Origin of the sequence: Aquamicrobium ahrensii, assembly GCF_040545755.1 — a bacterium.
In the GTDB taxonomy this organism is placed as follows: Bacteria; Pseudomonadota; Alphaproteobacteria; order Rhizobiales; family Rhizobiaceae; genus Mesorhizobium; species Mesorhizobium ahrensii.
Genome location: NZ_JBEPMN010000008.1, coordinates 57,729 through 73,019, shown reverse-complemented (window position 1 = coordinate 73,019; position 15,291 = coordinate 57,729). Strand labels below are relative to the sequence as shown.

18 protein-coding genes are annotated in these 15,291 nt (G+C 66.2%); 16 read left to right on the top strand and 2 right to left on the bottom strand.

Going from position 1 to position 15,291, the window contains the following annotated elements; genetic code table 11:
• Both ABID44_RS11780 and ABID44_RS11775 read right to left on the bottom strand, forming a co-directional pair.
• Window positions 1–390 carry a type II toxin-antitoxin system VapC family toxin gene (locus tag ABID44_RS11780; RefSeq protein ID WP_354151905.1) on the bottom strand — a complete coding sequence of 130 codons (390 nt, stop codon included), beginning with the start codon at window positions 388–390 and terminating at the stop codon, window positions 1–3.
• Window positions 377–652, bottom strand: a complete 276-nt coding sequence (locus tag ABID44_RS11775) for an AbrB/MazE/SpoVT family DNA-binding domain-containing protein (protein ID WP_354151904.1) — start codon at window positions 650–652, stop codon at window positions 377–379. The genes ABID44_RS11780 and ABID44_RS11775 overlap by 14 nt, the downstream gene beginning before the upstream one ends.
• A gap of 187 nt (window positions 653–839) precedes the next feature.
• On the opposite strand from ABID44_RS11775, the gene ABID44_RS11770 reads away from it, so the two are divergent.
• From ABID44_RS11770 to ABID44_RS11695, 16 genes are all read left to right on the top strand, one after another.
• A complete protein-coding gene (locus ABID44_RS11770) occupies window positions 840–5,204 on the top strand; it encodes a strawberry notch-like NTP hydrolase domain-containing protein (RefSeq protein ID WP_354151903.1) in 4,365 nt (1,454 codons plus the stop codon).
• A complete protein-coding gene (locus tag ABID44_RS11765) occupies window positions 5,204–6,259 on the top strand; it encodes a DUF7146 domain-containing protein (protein ID WP_354151902.1) in 1,056 nt (351 codons plus the stop codon). The genes ABID44_RS11770 and ABID44_RS11765 overlap by 1 nt, the downstream gene beginning before the upstream one ends.
• Before the next feature lie 324 nt (window positions 6,260–6,583).
• Complete coding sequence (locus tag ABID44_RS11760; protein WP_378226829.1) at window positions 6,584–7,516, top strand: DUF2493 domain-containing protein; 933 nt, start codon at window positions 6,584–6,586, stop codon at window positions 7,514–7,516.
• Between the two features lie 162 nt (window positions 7,517–7,678).
• Window positions 7,679–8,095, top strand: coding sequence for a hypothetical protein (locus ABID44_RS11755; protein WP_354151900.1), 417 nt, complete (start codon window positions 7,679–7,681; stop codon window positions 8,093–8,095).
• A 700-nt stretch (window positions 8,096–8,795) separates the two neighbouring features.
• Complete coding sequence (locus ABID44_RS11750; protein WP_354151899.1) at window positions 8,796–9,200, top strand: single-stranded DNA-binding protein; 405 nt, start codon at window positions 8,796–8,798, stop codon at window positions 9,198–9,200.
• 250 nt (window positions 9,201–9,450) lie between these two features.
• A complete protein-coding gene (locus ABID44_RS11745) occupies window positions 9,451–9,696 on the top strand; it encodes a helix-turn-helix domain-containing protein (RefSeq protein WP_354151898.1) in 246 nt (81 codons plus the stop codon).
• Window positions 9,697–9,824: 128 nt separating this feature from the next.
• Window positions 9,825–10,088 carry a DUF2285 domain-containing protein gene (locus ABID44_RS11740; RefSeq protein ID WP_354151897.1) on the top strand — a complete coding sequence of 88 codons (264 nt, stop codon included), beginning with the start codon at window positions 9,825–9,827 and terminating at the stop codon, window positions 10,086–10,088.
• Between the two features lie 125 nt (window positions 10,089–10,213).
• The gene (locus ABID44_RS11735) at window positions 10,214–10,459 is read left to right on the top strand and encodes a transcriptional regulator domain-containing protein (protein ID WP_354151896.1); all 246 of its coding nucleotides are present in this window, start codon (window positions 10,214–10,216) and stop codon (window positions 10,457–10,459) included.
• A gap of 25 nt (window positions 10,460–10,484) precedes the next feature.
• A complete protein-coding gene (locus ABID44_RS11730) occupies window positions 10,485–10,985 on the top strand; it encodes a DUF2285 domain-containing protein (protein WP_354151992.1) in 501 nt (166 codons plus the stop codon).
• A 132-nt stretch (window positions 10,986–11,117) separates the two neighbouring features.
• Complete coding sequence (locus tag ABID44_RS11725) at window positions 11,118–11,399, top strand: helix-turn-helix transcriptional regulator (protein WP_354151895.1); 282 nt, start codon at window positions 11,118–11,120, stop codon at window positions 11,397–11,399.
• Window positions 11,400–11,411: 12 nt separating this feature from the next.
• A complete protein-coding gene (locus ABID44_RS11720) occupies window positions 11,412–12,581 on the top strand; it encodes a replication initiator protein A (protein ID WP_354151894.1) in 1,170 nt (389 codons plus the stop codon).
• Window positions 12,578–13,195: a ParA family partition ATPase gene (gene parA, locus ABID44_RS11715; RefSeq protein WP_354151893.1), complete on the top strand. Its 618-nt coding sequence runs from the start codon at window positions 12,578–12,580 to the stop codon at window positions 13,193–13,195. Before ABID44_RS11720 ends, parA begins: the two co-directional genes overlap by 4 nt.
• The gene (locus ABID44_RS11710; RefSeq protein ID WP_354151892.1) at window positions 13,192–13,950 is read left to right on the top strand and encodes a DNA-methyltransferase; all 759 of its coding nucleotides are present in this window, start codon (window positions 13,192–13,194) and stop codon (window positions 13,948–13,950) included. The genes parA and ABID44_RS11710 overlap by 4 nt, the downstream gene beginning before the upstream one ends.
• Window positions 13,947–14,201 carry a hypothetical protein gene (locus ABID44_RS11705; protein ID WP_354151891.1) on the top strand — a complete coding sequence of 85 codons (255 nt, stop codon included), beginning with the start codon at window positions 13,947–13,949 and terminating at the stop codon, window positions 14,199–14,201. Before ABID44_RS11710 ends, ABID44_RS11705 begins: the two co-directional genes overlap by 4 nt.
• Window positions 14,198–14,716: a DUF2840 domain-containing protein gene (locus ABID44_RS11700; RefSeq protein WP_354151890.1), complete on the top strand. Its 519-nt coding sequence runs from the start codon at window positions 14,198–14,200 to the stop codon at window positions 14,714–14,716. Before ABID44_RS11705 ends, ABID44_RS11700 begins: the two co-directional genes overlap by 4 nt.
• Window positions 14,713–15,273, top strand: a complete 561-nt coding sequence (locus tag ABID44_RS11695) for a S26 family signal peptidase (protein ID WP_354151889.1) — start codon at window positions 14,713–14,715, stop codon at window positions 15,271–15,273. The genes ABID44_RS11700 and ABID44_RS11695 overlap by 4 nt, the downstream gene beginning before the upstream one ends.
• Window positions 15,274–15,291: the final 18 nt, after the last annotated feature.

The following is a 15,291-nucleotide window of genomic DNA, read 5'->3' as shown; positions in this document are numbered from 1 at the left end:
TCAGGGTTCGCCAATGCTCGCATATCCGGCGGCCTTCGCCGCCTTGATCAGCTTGCGGTCGAAGCTCGCGAAACCCTCGCAATGCGCCGCGCGGCCGAGATGCAGCGCATCCGTGAAATCCATTCCCGTCTCGGCAAGGTCGAGGGCGGCGGCGACGATCGCACCGTCCTCGACCGTCACGGTCGGCAGGCCGGCGAAAACCCGTAGCGCGTGGGCGATTTCCGCCGGGCGATATTCATAGGTGCTGCGCAGCACCCATTCGGTTTCGAGGATCACCGTGACGCCGGCAAAGATCGGCTGCCTGTCGATCAGGCCGCGGGCGCGCGGCGATTGTTTCGGATGGTCGCCGGTCAGATAGCGGACGATCAGATTGGTATCAATCGCGAGCATGGCGGCGCTTCGCCTCGGCCAGCACGCCGGCATCCATCTCCTCAAGCGTCTTCGGCTTGCCCTTCCAGGCCAGCACGCCGAAAACGTCTTCCGGCCGCGTCTCGGTGAAGGCTGGGACTGGCTTCAGCAGTACGCCCTCCGGTGTCTCCTCGACCACGAGCCGCGTTCCTGCTCCCCATTCCCGCCGCTGGCGGATGGCGCTGGGAAGGATGACCTGCCCCTTGGTGGAAACAGTGATGGTGAGCTTATCCGCGCTGGCCATCGACTCTAACCTTTCATGACGTAAGACAAGCGTAAGATAGTCGCTTGCGCGCCATCATTCAAGCAGCGACCGACGGCGGCCATGCGTCCGGGTAGAGGGAGAGGAAAGCCGGGACGGGTTCGAGCCTGTGCGATCGAGAGAGCGCTGCGCGGGCTCGATCCTGTCCCGCTCTCCCGAGTTTTTTCCCATGAACATGATTTCCGTATCCGCGGCGGCATCCGCCACCGTGCCGCTTCCGCTCGCCCCCGATGCCGATATCTCTGCGGCGGTCTTCGCCGCGGCGCAGTTCCTCCTCCCTCATCTCGAACGTGGCCAGCGCATTGACGCCGCCACGCTGCGCGGCGCGATGATGTCTGCCTTCGGCGCCTCCGACGCGGCCGGCGCCTGGGATTGGAAGACGGCCTACGATGCCTGCGAAGCCGCCACCGTCCTCTTCCTGCGCAAATACGGCAAGGTACTTTTCCGTAAATCCGCTTCTCCGGCGACCGCGTTGCCGCAATTCGCCAAGATCGCCGGTCTCCTGCCGACGCATACGCGCCGCTCTCAAGAGGCGAAGTCCTTCCAGCAATTCTCGACCCCGATTCCGTTCGGCCTGGCGGCCGTGACGGCGGCGGCGATCACGCCGGCAGACCGCGTGCTGGAGCCATCGGCGGGGACCGGGCTCCTCGCTGTCCTGGCCGAAATCGGCGGCGGCTCGCTCGTCCTCAACGAACTCGCCGAGACTCGCGCCGGTCTCCTGTCTCTCCTCTTTCCGGCCCTGTCCGTCTCTCGCTTCGACGCGGCGCAGATCGATGATCATCTCGACGCCGGCCTTCTGCCGTCCGTGGTGCTGATGAACCCACCGTTCTCGGTCATGGCCAATGTTGAGGGCCGTGTGGCCGACGCCGCCTTCCGCCATATCGCCTCGGCGCTGGCGCGTCTTGCGCCTGGCGGTCGCCTCGTCGCGATCACCGGCGCGAACTTCGCGCCCGATGCGCCGGCCTGGTCCTCGGCCTATGCGCGCCTTCAGGAGCGCGGCCGCGTCGTCTTCTCCGCCGCGATCGACGGCTCGGTCTATGCCAAGCATGGCACGACCTATCCGACGCGCCTCACCGTCATCGACAAGCTGCCCGCGGACCATCCTTCGATATTCCCCACCGCTCCCGGTGTCGCGCCCGATGTCGCCACGCTGCTTGGATGGCTCGCCGAGCATCTGCCCGCCCGGCTCCCCGTCGATCCGGCCGTCGCCGTGCCCACCGCTGCGCCAGCCGCCGCCCGCAGCGTGCGGGGCTATCTCGCCCGCGCCGCCAGGGCCGCTCCCGCCCCAGCAATGGCCGAACCGGAAGGCGCACCCCTCGACTACGAGACCGTCGATTGGTCGCCCGCAGAGGAAGGCCGTCTCTCCGAGGCCATCTACGAGGAATACGGATTGCAGGCGATCCGTATTCCCGGCTCTCAGGCGCACCCCACCATGCTGGTGCAGTCAGCGGCGATGGCCTCCATCGCGCCGCCGAAGCCGGCCTATCGCCCGCATCTTCCGGGCGCGATCCATGGCCTCCTGTCGGACGCGCAGTTGGAGACCGTGATCTATGCCGGCGAGGCCCATGCCGATTATCTCGCCGGTTCGTGGACGGTAGACGAGACCTTCGACCTCGTCTCCGCCGCGCGCGAAGATGTAAAGAATGCCGTCCGTTTCCGGCGCGGCTTCTTCATCGGCGACGGAACCGGCGTCGGCAAGGGCAGACAATCGGCCGCGATCATTCTCGACAACTGGCTCCAGGGCCGCCGCAAGGCGATCTGGATCTCCAAGTCCGACAAGCTCCTGGAGGACGCCCAACGCGACTGGTCGGCGCTCGGGATGGAGCGCCTGCTGGTCACGCCGCTGTCGCGGTTCCCGCAGGGCAAGCCGGTCACGCTGCCGGAAGGCGTCCTGTTTACCACCTATGCCACGCTACGCTCCGACGACCGTGGAGAAAGGGTTTCCAGGGTCAAGCAGATCGTCCAATGGTTGGGCTCCGACTTCGATGGAGTGATCATTTTCGACGAGGCGCACGCCATGCAGAACGCCGCAGGCGGCAAGGGTGAACGGGGGGACGGCGCTGTGTCCCAGCAGGGTCGCGCTGGCCTGCGCCTTCAGCACGCCCTGCCGAATGCCCGCGTCGTCTATGTCTCCGCGACCGGCGCCACCACCGTTCATAACCTTGCCTATGCGCAGCGGCTCGGCCTTTGGGGCGGCGAGGATTTTCCGTTTTCGACGCGGGCCGAGTTCGTGGAGGCGATCGAGGCCGGCGGCGTCGCGGCGATGGAGGTTCTGGCCCGCGACCTTCGCGCGCTCGGTCTCTATACCGCCCGCTCGCTCTCCTTCGACGGGGTGGAATACGAGCTGGTCGAGCACGCGCTGACGCCTGAGCAGACCCGCATCTACGACGCCTATGCCGGAGCATTCGCCGTCATTCACAACAATCTCGATGCGGCGATGGAAGCGACCAACATCACTGGTGCGACCAGTGCGACCGGCAGCGCCGGCACGCTGAACAAACAGGCCAAGTCCGCCGCGCGCTCGGCCTTCGAGTCCGCCAAGCAGCGCTTCTTCGGTCATCTGCTCACCAGCATGAAGACCCCGACGCTGATCCGCTCGATCAGCCAGGATCTGGAGGCAGGCCATGCCGCCGTCATCCAGATCGTCTCGACTGGCGAGGCGCTGATGGAGCGCCGCCTGGCCGACCTGCCGACCGAGGAATGGAACGACGTGCGCATGGACATTACTCCGCGTGAGTACGTTCTGTCGTATCTGGAAACCAGCTTCCCGGTGCAGCTCTACGAGCCCTTCACCGACTCAGAGGGTAATCTCTCCTCGCGTCCGGTGTTCCGCGACGGCCAGCCCGTCGAAAGCCGCGAGGCGGTCGCCCGCCGCACGGCGTTGATCGAGAAGCTGGCGAGCCTCCCCCCGGTTCCGGGCGCGCTCGACCAGATCGTCCAGCATTTCGGGTGCGATCTCGTCGCCGAGGTCACGGGCCGCTCGCGTCGCATCATCCGCAAGCCCGGCGCCGGCGGCATGGGCGACCGGCTCGTGGTCGAAAACCGCGCCGCCGCAGCCAATCTTGCCGAGACGCAGGCGTTCATGGACGACCAGAAGCGCATCCTGATCTTCTCGGATGCCGGCGGAACCGGCCGCAGCTACCACGCCGAGCTGTCGGCGCGGAACACAAGGCTGCGCGTGCATTATCTGCTCGAGCCCGGGTGGAAGGCCGACGCCGCCATTCAGGGACTCGGCCGCACGCATCGCACCAACCAGGCGCAGCCGCCGCTCTTCCGGCCCATCGCGACCGACGTCAAGGCCGAGAAGCGCTTTCTTTCCACCATCGCCCGGCGCCTCGATACGCTCGGCGCGATCACACGCGGTCAGCGTCAGACCGGCGGACAGGGCCTCTTCCGGCCCGAGGACAATCTGGAAAGCCCCTATGCCCGCGACGCGCTGCGCCAGCTCTATCTTCTTCTGGTCCGCGGCAAGGTAGAGGGTTGTTCGCTCGACCGGTTCGAGTCCGCCACCGGCCTGAAGCTGATGGATTCGACCGGCATCAAGGACGAACTGCCACCCATCACCACCTTCCTGAACCGGCTGCTGGCACTGACCATCGAGCTTCAGGGCATCCTGTTCACCGCCTTCGAGCAATTGCTGAACGCCAGGATCGAGGGCGCGATCGCCAGCGGCAGCTACGATGTCGGGCTGGAGACGCTGACGGCGGAACGCTTCACCGTCACCGATCGCCAGACCATCTATACCCATCCGGGCACCGGCGCGGAAACCCGGTTGCTGACGATCACGCAGCGCGAGCGCAATCGTCCGGTTACGCTGGACGACGCGCTCGGCCATCTCGACGATTCGCGCGCCAAGCTCCTCATCAACGAGCGTTCGGGCCGCGCCGCCGTCCAGATCCCGACCACCAGCATCATGCTGGACGATGGCGAGATCGAGCGGCGCGTGCGGCTGATCCGGCCGATGGACTGCCATAACATCCCGCTCAGGATGATGGGCGAGACCCATTGGGTCGAGGCCGAGCATGATGCCTTCGCAACGGCTTGGTCTGCCGAGATCGCGGAAGTGCCGGAGTTTTCCGACAGCACCATCCATATCGTCGCCGGCCTGCTGCTGCCGATCTGGAAGCGGCTTCCGCACGAATCCTCGCGCGTCTATCGCCTCCAGACCGACGAGGGCGAGCGCGTCATCGGCCGCAGGGTCTCGCCGGCCTGGGCAGCGAATGCGGTGACGACCGGCACGGCGGCGCTGACGCCGGATGCAGCCTTCACCGCGCTGATGGACGGCCGCACCATTCTCGATCTTGCCGAGGGCCTTCAGCTCCGCCGCTCCCGCGTCATGGGCGTCAACCGCATCGAGCTGTCCGGCTTCGATGACACCATGCGCGAGCGGCTGACCGCCTATGGCCTGTTCCACGAGATCATCTCGTGGAAACTCAGGTTCTTCGTGCCCGTCGACGACAACGGGACGATCGTGCTCGGCAAGCTGCTGGACCGCTGGCCGGTCGAGCGCGTCGGCGAGCGGGAGGCCGCGTAATGTCCCGGCTCGACGCCTCCGAACTGGCAATCTGCCTCGGCCGCAATGCCGAGGCGGTTTGCCGGCACTATCTGTCGTCCGGCCACCGTGCCGGACGATACTGGATGGTGGGCGATGTTCAGAATACCCCCGGCCGCTCGATGTTCGTGCGCCTGACCGGCCCTGAATCCGGCAAGGGCGCTGCGGGCAAATGGACCGATTCCGCAACCGGAGAGCATGGCGATCTTCTCGACGTCATCCGCGAGACGCTCGGCCTGACCGACTTCAAGGACGTGGCCGAGGAAGCGCGCCGCTTCCTCTCGCTCCCGCATCCCGAACCGGAAAAGCCGGGAACACCGGCCGGCAGGGCGTCGAGCAGAGCGTCGGGATCGCCTGAAGCGGCGCGGCGGCTCTTTGCCATGTCGCAGCCGATCGGGGGCACACTCGCAGAAGCGTATTTCTGCAATCGCGGCATTACGGCTTTGCACGGAACCACCTGCCTGCGCTTTCATCCCCGGTGCTATTACAGACCTGATGATCATGCGCCCCGGCAGATGCTGCCCGCGATCGTTGCCGCCGTGACCGATCTGGCAGGGCGACAGACCGGAGCGCACCGCACATATCTCGATCCTGGGCTCGCCCCGGACGGCCCAACGAAAGCGGATGTCGAAACCCCGCGGCGGGCAATGGGCGATCTTCTCGGCCACGGCGTCCGCTTCGGTGTTACCGGTGATGTGCTCGCAGCGGGCGAAGGCATCGAGACCGTGCTGTCGCCGCGTCAGGTTCTGCCCCACATGCCGATGCTCGCTGCGCTCTCCGCCGCGCACCTCGCCGCCATCCTGTTCCCGTCGGAGCTGCGCAGGCTCTATGTCCTCAGGGATCGCGATCCGGCCGGGGACAATGCGCGAGACAGCCTGATCGCCAGAGCCACGAGTGCCGGGATCGAGGCGGTGGGATTGTCGCCGGTGTGTGGGGACTTCAACGAGGATCTCCGCGAAGCCGGCGCCGATGCGTTGCGGGTGGCGCTTGCCGGTCAGCTTCATCCTGAAGACATGGCGCGATTTCTGGAGGGGTGAGGGAGCTGTGGGGGAAGAGGCGCGTCCGGTCCGCCTTCACCCGTCGTCCCCATGCATCACCCTGCGCTGTCTGTCGGAGAGGCCACGCCCACGACCTTCCCAGAGGGCGATCGGCCCACAAACGATCCGGGCAGGCAATGGCCGCGTTCGGGTTATTTTCCGCCGGCGGCTGCGCCGCCTTTGCATCGCGAAAGTCAAAATAACCCGAACCCGGCCATCGAGCCCTCGCCGGAGCGCGAGGGTGCCAGCCCGTCCCGCCCGTGGGCTTTCGACGCCTGCGAAGGCCGCGATGGGCGCGGCTCCAGACGAAGGAAGCTCCCGATGATGCACGAAGACGACGATACGGGTTTCGAGCCGGTTCACACTTCTTCCCCCACCGATCACGTCCTCACCGAACTCCAGCTTTACGGCTGGCGCCCGTTTCAGGATGAAGCGGACCCGAGGCCGCTTCCCGAAGGCAACGCCGTCGCCGGCGCCGTCACAGACATCTTCGACGCCCTTGTGGCGACGCTCAGTGACACCCGTCTCGAACCCGATCTCGAAGAGCTGCTCTGGGGGGCTGCCAATCTCTTCCACCGCGCCACCAGCCGGGTGGAGCGTGAGCTGGACGACAACGAGCTGGCGCAGCGCCGCCTTCAGCGGGAACAGGACGGCAGCGAGGTTAAGTCCGTCGAGCTGGAGCGCCTGACGGCAGAGGGGCAGACCCTTATCGAACGGCGCAACAGCATGGAACTCTTCCGCGACGTCGCCGCCGAACAGTTTGAGCGCCACACGGGCGCCGCCTGGCGTCCCCGCACCGGCTCGATGGTCAACCATCGCAATCTCACCGCCGCGATGATCGACAGCCGCGACTTCCTGGCCGCGAAACGCCGGGCCGAGACCGAGGTAATGCTGCCCCCCGGTCCCAAAGTCGCCCTGACCGGCGGTCTCGACTACAATGACCACGGCCTCATCTGGGCGAAGCTCGATCAGGTACGCGCAAAACACACCGACATGGTGCTGCTGCATGGCGGTTCGCCCAAGGGCGCCGAACTGATCGCCGCCAAATGGGCGGACAATCGCGGTGTGCGCCAAGTCGCCTTCAAGCCCGACTGGACGAAGCACGGCAAGTCCGCACCCTTCAAGCGCAACGACGCTCTGCTCGACGTCCTGCCGGTCGGTGTTCTCGTCTTCCCCGGCAGCGGGATTCAAGAGAACCTGGCGGACAAGGCCCGTAAGCTCGGCATCCCGGTCATGAAGTTCGACGGTGGCGCGTAAGCGCCGCCGCCTAGCGGCTGTTCCAGCCGCCAATACTTGACTACTGGAGAGGTCAATGGCTCATATGAACCATCCTTGCAGAACCGGAACAGTAGCATAGTCGCAGGCGGAGCGTATCCATAGGCAGCCTGCCGTGATCCTCAACCGTTTCTGGAGGTTTCCATGACGCTGATCCTGCTTGCTATCTCGCTGACGATCATGCTTTGCATCATTGCCTACAATCTCGCGATTTACGCGCTGCCCGTCATGGTTGCGATCTCGGCCGCGCAGTATGCCTGGGCCGGCGGCGCCGGAATATTCATGAGCGGCTTTGCGGGCGCGGGAGCCGCTTTGCTGTCGATCGCGCTGGTGATCGGCATTCTCGGCTTCGCGAAGAACCCGGCCTTGCGTGTGATTGCGCTCGCGATGTTCGCGATCCCTGCCGCCATTGCCGGCTACGCCCTCGTGCATGGCGTCACGAAGAACACAATCGACTCGACGATAGTACTCAATCTGCTCGGCGGAGCAGGCGGCCTGTTCATCGGGATCGCCGCCATGGTCAATCTGAACGCGCTTGGTGTCTCTGTCTTCTCTCGTTGATGCGGCGACTGCGGTCCGTCATTCCCACGATGAAAGTACGGCGGCTTGTCCCGCCGGGTTCCGTCTTTCCTGCCAAAAATAGGCATGTGACGTCAGTTCTGCTGCCATGCCGTCGCTTCCAGCCTGCTTCATCTGACCGTGGAGGCTCGGATATGGGACGCCTCTCGCACCCGTAGCGGTCGTTGCCTAGGTGCCGATCCACATAGCGATGAATGCGGCCCACGATCACCTTCATCACCTTTCCCAACTCTGCCTGACCGATCCCTCCGCTATTTAAGCGAATGCGGTGCGATTCCGCGCCTCATAGCCCGATAAGCTTGTCTGGTTTCTTCCCAGCCAGCGTCCCCTAGCACAGACGCGGGTGGCTTGAAGAGGAGAGCGGCAGGTGCCGCCCATCCGTGGGTGGTGAGCGGACCCGACCGTTTGCTGTTGACGGCAAGGATGGTTCTGCTCTGCGCCTCGGTTCGTATTCGTCTCAGCGGCGCCATCCCTCCGACTGACTGATCCCCTAAGTCCGTGCGGTTTCCGGCCGCAACCCACGCGGCTCCGGACCGTGTTGCCGCGCAAGCGCGGCTGCCCGCTCCACTCCGGGCCTTATGGGCGAGCTGCCAGCGAGCAGGCAGTTGCAGGCGTCTCCCGCCGGCCTTGGCCGGGTCTCGTCGGAGGGATGGTCCCTCCGAGAAGCAACGGAGACTTGAAAATGCAGAACATCATCATTCTCGCCGGCAACATCGGCCAGGACCCTGAAACTCGCACCACCCAGGGCGGCACCAGCATCACCCACTTCACCCTGGCCACTTCTCGCCCCCGCTACTCGGAAGGCAAAGTCGTCCGGGACGAGAACGGCTACCGGGTTCAGGATACCGAATGGCACCGGATCACCTGCTTCAACGGCCTCGGCAAGACGGTCCAGCAATACTGCGAGAAAGGCATGAAGGTTCTGGTTCGCGGGCGCATCCACTACACGAAGTGGAAGGACCAGCAGGGCAACGACCGCTACGGGTGCGAGATCATCGCTGAGACGGTCGATTTCCTGAGCCGGGCGAAGCAGACTGAAAACAACAACGGCAGCCAGCCCGACTACGACGACGAAATACCGTTCTAGGCCGGAAGAGATGGAAATCCGGTGGCACAAGCCGCCGGATTTCCATCGTCGATGACCTGGACCCGTACGCCTCGTAAGGAGCGATGCCGGGCGACCATCGGCCCGGCGCTCGGCCAGCCGAATCACTCAATGTCTCTTACGCTCGCATGACTGCCTCAACGAGCGATTCTGGCTCGATTCTTTCGTAAACTACGACTATTATAGCCGTAGTTCTGGCGCGAGACTCAGTGCCGGTGGGAGGTGATCTTGTATGATCACCGCCCATCAAACTCGGGCCGCGCGCGCATTGCTGGGTTGGACACAGGAGACGCTCGCAGACAGGGCCGCCGTTTCGCTGACCGCGCTCAAGCGCATGGAGTCGGTCAATGGTGAGCGCGTCTTCGAGAGTACTGCCGATAGGGTTCGCAGGGCGTTGGAAGCGGCAGGCATTGTCTTCATCAATTCCGACCGGCATATCGGAGTGATGTTGGATGTCCCGAACACTGTTCGTCGCTGACGCCATTTCCCCAAACCGGACGCGATGCCGCATGCACGTGCGTTATGGTGAATCGTCGTTTAACAATCACGTCATTGTGATAATGTGCGCGCCATCGCACCAGACGTCGCAATTGGGGAAAGGGCGCAATGGCGACGCTATCCTTTCGTGATGAAGCGCCCGACGGCGATTTTCTCACCGACTACGACCGCACGCATGTGAAGCTCTATTGTCGCCTGCTCGATGCCGAGGCGGATGGCGCCGACTGGCAGGAAGCCGTCGAAATCCTGTTCGGCATCGACCCCGGCACCGAGCCCGAGCGCGCCCGCCGGATACACGATACGCACCTCGCCCGCGCCCACTGGATGAGCGAACACGGCTACAAGATCCTGCGCCTCGGCCGCCTGAACTGAAGTTTCGTAGCCCATCGCATTGCTGACAAGGCAAGGCGGTTTGCGGCTTCAGGCACTTGCGCGGCGCGCAACCCGGCCGGATCATCTTCCCGTTTGACCTGCGTTCGTAGCCTGGGAGGAATATCATGAGACCCGACACGTCACGCTGGCGGGCAGAGTCCGCTTATGGGTTTATGGACGAGGCAGGCGTCGATCATCTCGCCTGGGAGTGTCTGCGCCGGAACGGCGACTATCAGCAAGACTATCGTGACCTGCGGCGCGCAGACCGCCTCGGCAAGCCGCTCCCCGAACCGATGGAGAGCCGCTGGGGGCTGCGATTTCGCGGCCCGGCCACGTCTGACGGCAGGCGACCAACCGATCTTCTGGAGTGAGACCGCCGACACCGCTATTTTGCGGGTGGCGGGCAACCCGGCGCCCGCGCGGGAGGGAGCCATCACCCTGCGCGCCTTCCTTTCTGGTGAGAAGAGGGTCGCGCCAGACGAACTCCATCTCCTCCTGCGCGAGATCGGCCCTGGCCTGCATCTGGTCGCCGATCCTGCGATTCGGCCCGACGATCCGATATCGGTTGCTATCGCGCTCGACCGCGACGGTCTCGATCGCGTCGCCGCGCTCGATCGCCTGCTGCGCCACCTGGCCGGCTACCGCATTCCGCCCGATCAGCGCATGACCGCGCAACAGCGACGACGCCTCAAGGTGATGTTGCGCGCCGTCGACGCCCGCCAGCATCGCACCAGCCAGCGCGAGATCGCACAGGTGCTGTTCGGCGTCGAACGCATCGCCGAGGAGCACTGGCAATCCTCGCCACTCCGCGACACGGTGCGCGATCTCATTCGTGACGGCACCGCCATGATCGCCGGCGGTTATATCAAGCTTCTACGCTTCCGCCGCCGACCCTGACCACTCCCGGTCAGGGTGGGGATATTTGACACCCCCTGAAATTCCCCACTCCCTGCGCCCCGCTTCTTCGCCACCGTGACCCCTGACCGCCGCTCGCCCCGAGCGACATCCCCCAGAGCCACGGAGGCATCCATGCACCCCAATCCCGCTCTCCTGCCGCCGCGCTTTCTGCGCACGAGGGAAGCCGCAGACTTTCTCGGTCTCTCGCCCCGCACACTGGAAAAGCACCGGACCTATGGCACCGGGCCGTTGTTCCGCAAGCTCGGCGGCCGCGTCGTCTATGCGATCGACGAACTCGAAGCCTGGGCCGAGCGCGGCACGGTCGCCTCGACCTCCGATCCGCGCGGCAGCGTGCTGCCCGCCCTGCCGGGCAACAGGCAGCACTATCCCGCGCCCGGCCGCCCGGCGCGCTGAGGGCCATCACGCATGTCCCGACGCCTTCCCAGCTCCGAGCGCACGCGCCTCGATCCTTTCGTCATCGCGACGGGCGACGCCAGCCCGCGCGACCAGCGCGACCTGATGGAGCGCCCGTTCTTCTCGCTGGCGAAATCACGGCGCACCGTGCCGATCCTCTACGAGGCCGGCGAGGTCCGCGTCGAGGTTTTCGCCGTCCCGGAACATGGCATGGCCACGATCTGGGACGCCGACGTTCTGATCTGGGCCGCCAGCCAGATCGTCGATGCGCAGAACCATGGCCTGACCACATCGCGTTTTCTGCGCTTCACGCCGTACCAGTTGCTGACGGCCACGAAACGCGGCATCGGGATCCGCGCCTACGATCTTCTCAAGCGCGCGCTCGACCGGCTGCAATCCACCTCGATCCGCACTACCATCCGCCAAAGCGAGCACTGGCGGCGGCACCAGTTCTCCTGGATCAACGAATGGGAAGTGCTGACCCGCCGCGATGGACAGGCCGAGGGCATGGAGTTCGTGCTCCCCGACTGGTTCTATCGCGGCGTCATCGATCGCACGCTCGTGCTGGCGATTGATCCCGCCTATTTCCGGCTGACAGGCGGGCTGGAGCGCTGGCTTTACCGCATCGCCCGCAAGCACGCCGGACATCAGCCGCACGGCTGGCGCTTCGATTTCGCGCATCTGCATGAAAAGTCCGGCAGCCTCGTGCGCGCCTCCGATTTTGCGCTGCATCTGCGCCGCCTGATCCTGCGCCAGCCGCTGCCGGGCTACCAGCTTTTCCGCGAGGTCGAAGACCGTCGCGAACTGCTCCACATCCGGCCCGCGAATGCCGTAGCCCGCGCTTGTGGAAAAGATGTGGAAGGCATCTGTACTCCACACGCACCCGCTATCTGTACTTCGCACGCAGGGGGTTCTGTACTCCGCACGCAACGACCGCAGCTAAGCTTCTGGCCCGAAACGACGATTCCGGGCCTTAACTTAGAGTCTAACAATAAGAATAACTTTGAAGGGCGCGCGCGCGATGTGGAAAACCTCATCCACGACACCGCCCGAAGCCTCAGCGTAGCCGCGAAGAAAAGCGTGCCGTTCGCGCCGCAGCGTGCCGCAGCGAGCGACGATGCCGATACCTCTGCGACCGACACGCCCCGGCTTCCTCTCGATCCGCCGGGAGGCTGCCGATGATCGTCGCGTTGCTCAATCAAAAGGGCGGCGTCGGCAAGACGACGCTCGCCCTACATCTCGCCGGCGAGCTGGCCATGCGCGGAAGCCGCGTCACCCTCGTCGACGCCGACCCGCAGGGCTCGGCCCTCGACTGGTCGCAGCAACGCTCGCGCGAGGGCTTGGCCCGCGCGTTCGGCGTCGTCGGCCTGGCGCGCGACACGCTGCACCGCGAAGCCCCCGAGCTTGCCCGCGCCGTCGATCACGTCGTCATAGACGGCCCGCCGCGCGTCGCCGGGCTGATGCGTTCCGCGCTACTCGCCGCCGATCTCGTCCTGATCCCGGTGCAGCCGTCGCCGCTCGCCGAGGCCCGCATCTACCGGCCGCAGCTCGTCGCCCGTTTCGTGCTCAATCGCTGCGGAGCGCGTACCGTCATCGCTCGTGAGACGGCCGAGACGCTGGTCGACCATGATCCGCCCTTGCTCGCTGCCACAGTCGGCCAGCGTGTCGTCTTCGCCGACGCCGCGCAGACCGGGCGACTCGCTTCGGACATCGACCGCCAGTCGCCCGCCGCGCGCGAAATCGCGGCGCTGGCGGGCGAGGTCGCGCGTCTCGGCATCGGGAGGACCGCGCCATGATGGTGCTTCCCGAAATCATACTGTCCGGCGACTGCCGCGATCGCATGCCGGCCCACGGCCCCTACAACATGATCCTCGCCGATCCCCCTTACGGCGACACGTCGCTCGCCTGGGATCGGCGCGTCGAGGGCTGGCTGGCGCTCGCGCGCGCCGCGCTTGCGCCGACCGGCTCGATGTGGGTCTTCGGCTCGTTGCGCAGCTTCATGGCCACCGCCGACCGCTTCGCCGACGCGGGCTTGCGGCTCGCCCAGGAGATCGTCTGGGAGAAGCAGAACGGCACGAGCTTTCATGCAGACCGCTTCAAACGGGTCCACGAGCTGGCCGTCCAGTTCTATCGCGCCGAGACGCCCTGGCGCGACATCTACAACGATCCGCAGACCACGCCCAATGCGACGGCCCGGACGGTGCGGCGCAAGCAGCGTCCGCCCCATACCGGCCAGATCGACGCCGGCCACTATGTCAGCCAGGACGGTGGGCCGCGCCTGATGCGCTCGGTCATCTACCTGCGCAACTGCCACGGCCGCGCCATCCACCCGACCGAGAAGCCATCCGCCCTTCTCGAAATCCTCATCCGCACGAGCTGCCCGGAAGGCGGCCTGGTCGGCGATTGGTTCGCCGGCTCGGGTTCCGGCGGCGAAGCCTGCCGCCTCTCCGGCCGGCGCTATATCGGCTGCGAGATCGACCCGACGATGGCCGACCGCGCCCGCGACCGCATCGCCAGCGTGCTGCCGTTCCATGACGGAGGCCCGTCATGACGGCCGGCACGGACAGGCGCGGCTTCGCCACCCACCCGGCCGATCCCGATAGCTGGATCAAGGCCGGCGATGCACCGCCGCCGCGCACGGATGCCGCCGACGCCTATTCGGCGCGGCTGACCGTGTCCATCACGCCGGCGCTGCGCGGCCGCATCAAGATCGCTGCCTTCCAGCGCGGCGTCACGGTCGCCGACATGCTCCGCGACCTGTTCGTGCGGGAGTTCCCACCGACCGAGGGAGGAACGCCATGAGCGGCTTCCAGCCCGGCCGCATGGGCGGCCACGCGCTGCCCGACGACGCGCCTGCCTTCACCACGCTGGTTCACCTCACCTGGGAAGAAGGCAGGATCGAGCACCGCATCCGCTTCGGTCGGACGATCTACCAGCGGACGATCGACCGGCGCAGCCGCGTCGTCGGCTTCGCGCCGAACAGCGTCTTCGCCTTCATCCGCTGGGCCTCGAACGACTACGGGACCGTCGTGTCGCGCATCGACATCCTGCGCGCCATCGGACGCGGCGAGCCGTTCCAGACGCTCCCCTTCGTGCGCCCCGGCGGCGACCTTCTCCTCAAGCTCCACGGCTGGCCGACGGTCGAGCGCGTGCTCCAGCTCGTCGACGCGATCGAGGCGCTCGGCATCGACGCGGCAGACGCCGCGCCGGCGTATTGGCGGCACGTCCACAACCGGCTGACCGCCGGTGTGGAGCCGCGCCTCTATACGCGCGAGCAGCACGACGCCTGGCGCGCGCGCCGGAGCATCCTGCCATGAGCCCGCGCCGCGTCACGCTGATCGCCATGCTCGCCGGTGCGGCTCTGGTCGCCGCGCCCGTCGTCACCGGTCAGGCGCCGCGCTTCATCTGGAACGCATCTCCGAGTGTGCCGATCGGGCTCTACGGAATCGCCCCGGCCGGCGCGATCGAGGTCGGCGATCTGGTCGCGGTGCTGCCGCCCGACCACCTCGCCGCCTTCCTCGCCGCGCGCGGCTACCTGCCGCGCGGCGTGCCGCTCCTCAAGCGCGTCCTGGCGCTGCCGGGCGCCGAGGTCTGCCGCCACGGCGCGACCGTGATCGCCTACGATCACGCCTATGGCGAGGCGCAGGCCCGCGACCGCTTCGGCCGCGACCTGCCGCAATGGCAGGGCTGCCGCGTCATCGCCGAGGGCGAGGTGTTCCTGATGAATTGGCACGCCGCCGACAGCCTCGACGGCCGCTATTTCGGCGCGCTTCCCACCTCGGCCGTGATCGGCCGCGCGCTCCCTCTCTACACCGATGAATACGGCGACGGACGCTTTCGCTGGCGCTTCACCGATCCGGCCAAGCAGCCGTGAGCCTTCCGCAACCATCAA

What these genes read in the sequence shown, in the direction of transcription:
- ABID44_RS11740 (WP_354151897.1), top strand. Translation starts at nt 9,825, where the DNA reads ATGGCGACGCTATCCTTTCGTGATGAAGCGCCCGACGGCGATTTTCTC.
- ABID44_RS11720 (WP_354151894.1), top strand. Translation starts at nt 11,412, where the DNA reads ATGTCCCGACGCCTTCCCAGCTCCGAGCGCACGCGCCTCGATCCTTTC.
- ABID44_RS11735 (WP_354151896.1), top strand. Translation starts at nt 10,214, where the DNA reads ATGAGACCCGACACGTCACGCTGGCGGGCAGAGTCCGCTTATGGGTTT.
- ABID44_RS11770 (WP_354151903.1), top strand. Translation starts at nt 840, where the DNA reads ATGAACATGATTTCCGTATCCGCGGCGGCATCCGCCACCGTGCCGCTT.
- ABID44_RS11755 (WP_354151900.1), top strand. Translation starts at nt 7,679, where the DNA reads ATGACGCTGATCCTGCTTGCTATCTCGCTGACGATCATGCTTTGCATC.
- ABID44_RS11775 (WP_354151904.1), bottom strand. Translation starts at nt 652, where the DNA reads ATGGCCAGCGCGGATAAGCTCACCATCACTGTTTCCACCAAGGGGCAG.
- ABID44_RS11700 (WP_354151890.1), top strand. Translation starts at nt 14,198, where the DNA reads ATGAGCGGCTTCCAGCCCGGCCGCATGGGCGGCCACGCGCTGCCCGAC.
- ABID44_RS11725 (WP_354151895.1), top strand. Translation starts at nt 11,118, where the DNA reads ATGCACCCCAATCCCGCTCTCCTGCCGCCGCGCTTTCTGCGCACGAGG.
- ABID44_RS11750 (WP_354151899.1), top strand. Translation starts at nt 8,796, where the DNA reads ATGCAGAACATCATCATTCTCGCCGGCAACATCGGCCAGGACCCTGAA.
- ABID44_RS11705 (WP_354151891.1), top strand. Translation starts at nt 13,947, where the DNA reads ATGACGGCCGGCACGGACAGGCGCGGCTTCGCCACCCACCCGGCCGAT.
- ABID44_RS11710 (WP_354151892.1), top strand. Translation starts at nt 13,192, where the DNA reads ATGATGGTGCTTCCCGAAATCATACTGTCCGGCGACTGCCGCGATCGC.
- ABID44_RS11745 (WP_354151898.1), top strand. Translation starts at nt 9,451, where the DNA reads ATGATCACCGCCCATCAAACTCGGGCCGCGCGCGCATTGCTGGGTTGG.
- ABID44_RS11765 (WP_354151902.1), top strand. Translation starts at nt 5,204, where the DNA reads ATGTCCCGGCTCGACGCCTCCGAACTGGCAATCTGCCTCGGCCGCAAT.
- ABID44_RS11760 (WP_378226829.1), top strand. Translation starts at nt 6,584, where the DNA reads ATGCACGAAGACGACGATACGGGTTTCGAGCCGGTTCACACTTCTTCC.
- parA (WP_354151893.1), top strand. Translation starts at nt 12,578, where the DNA reads ATGATCGTCGCGTTGCTCAATCAAAAGGGCGGCGTCGGCAAGACGACG.
- ABID44_RS11695 (WP_354151889.1), top strand. Translation starts at nt 14,713, where the DNA reads ATGAGCCCGCGCCGCGTCACGCTGATCGCCATGCTCGCCGGTGCGGCT.
- ABID44_RS11780 (WP_354151905.1), bottom strand. Translation starts at nt 390, where the DNA reads ATGCTCGCGATTGATACCAATCTGATCGTCCGCTATCTGACCGGCGAC.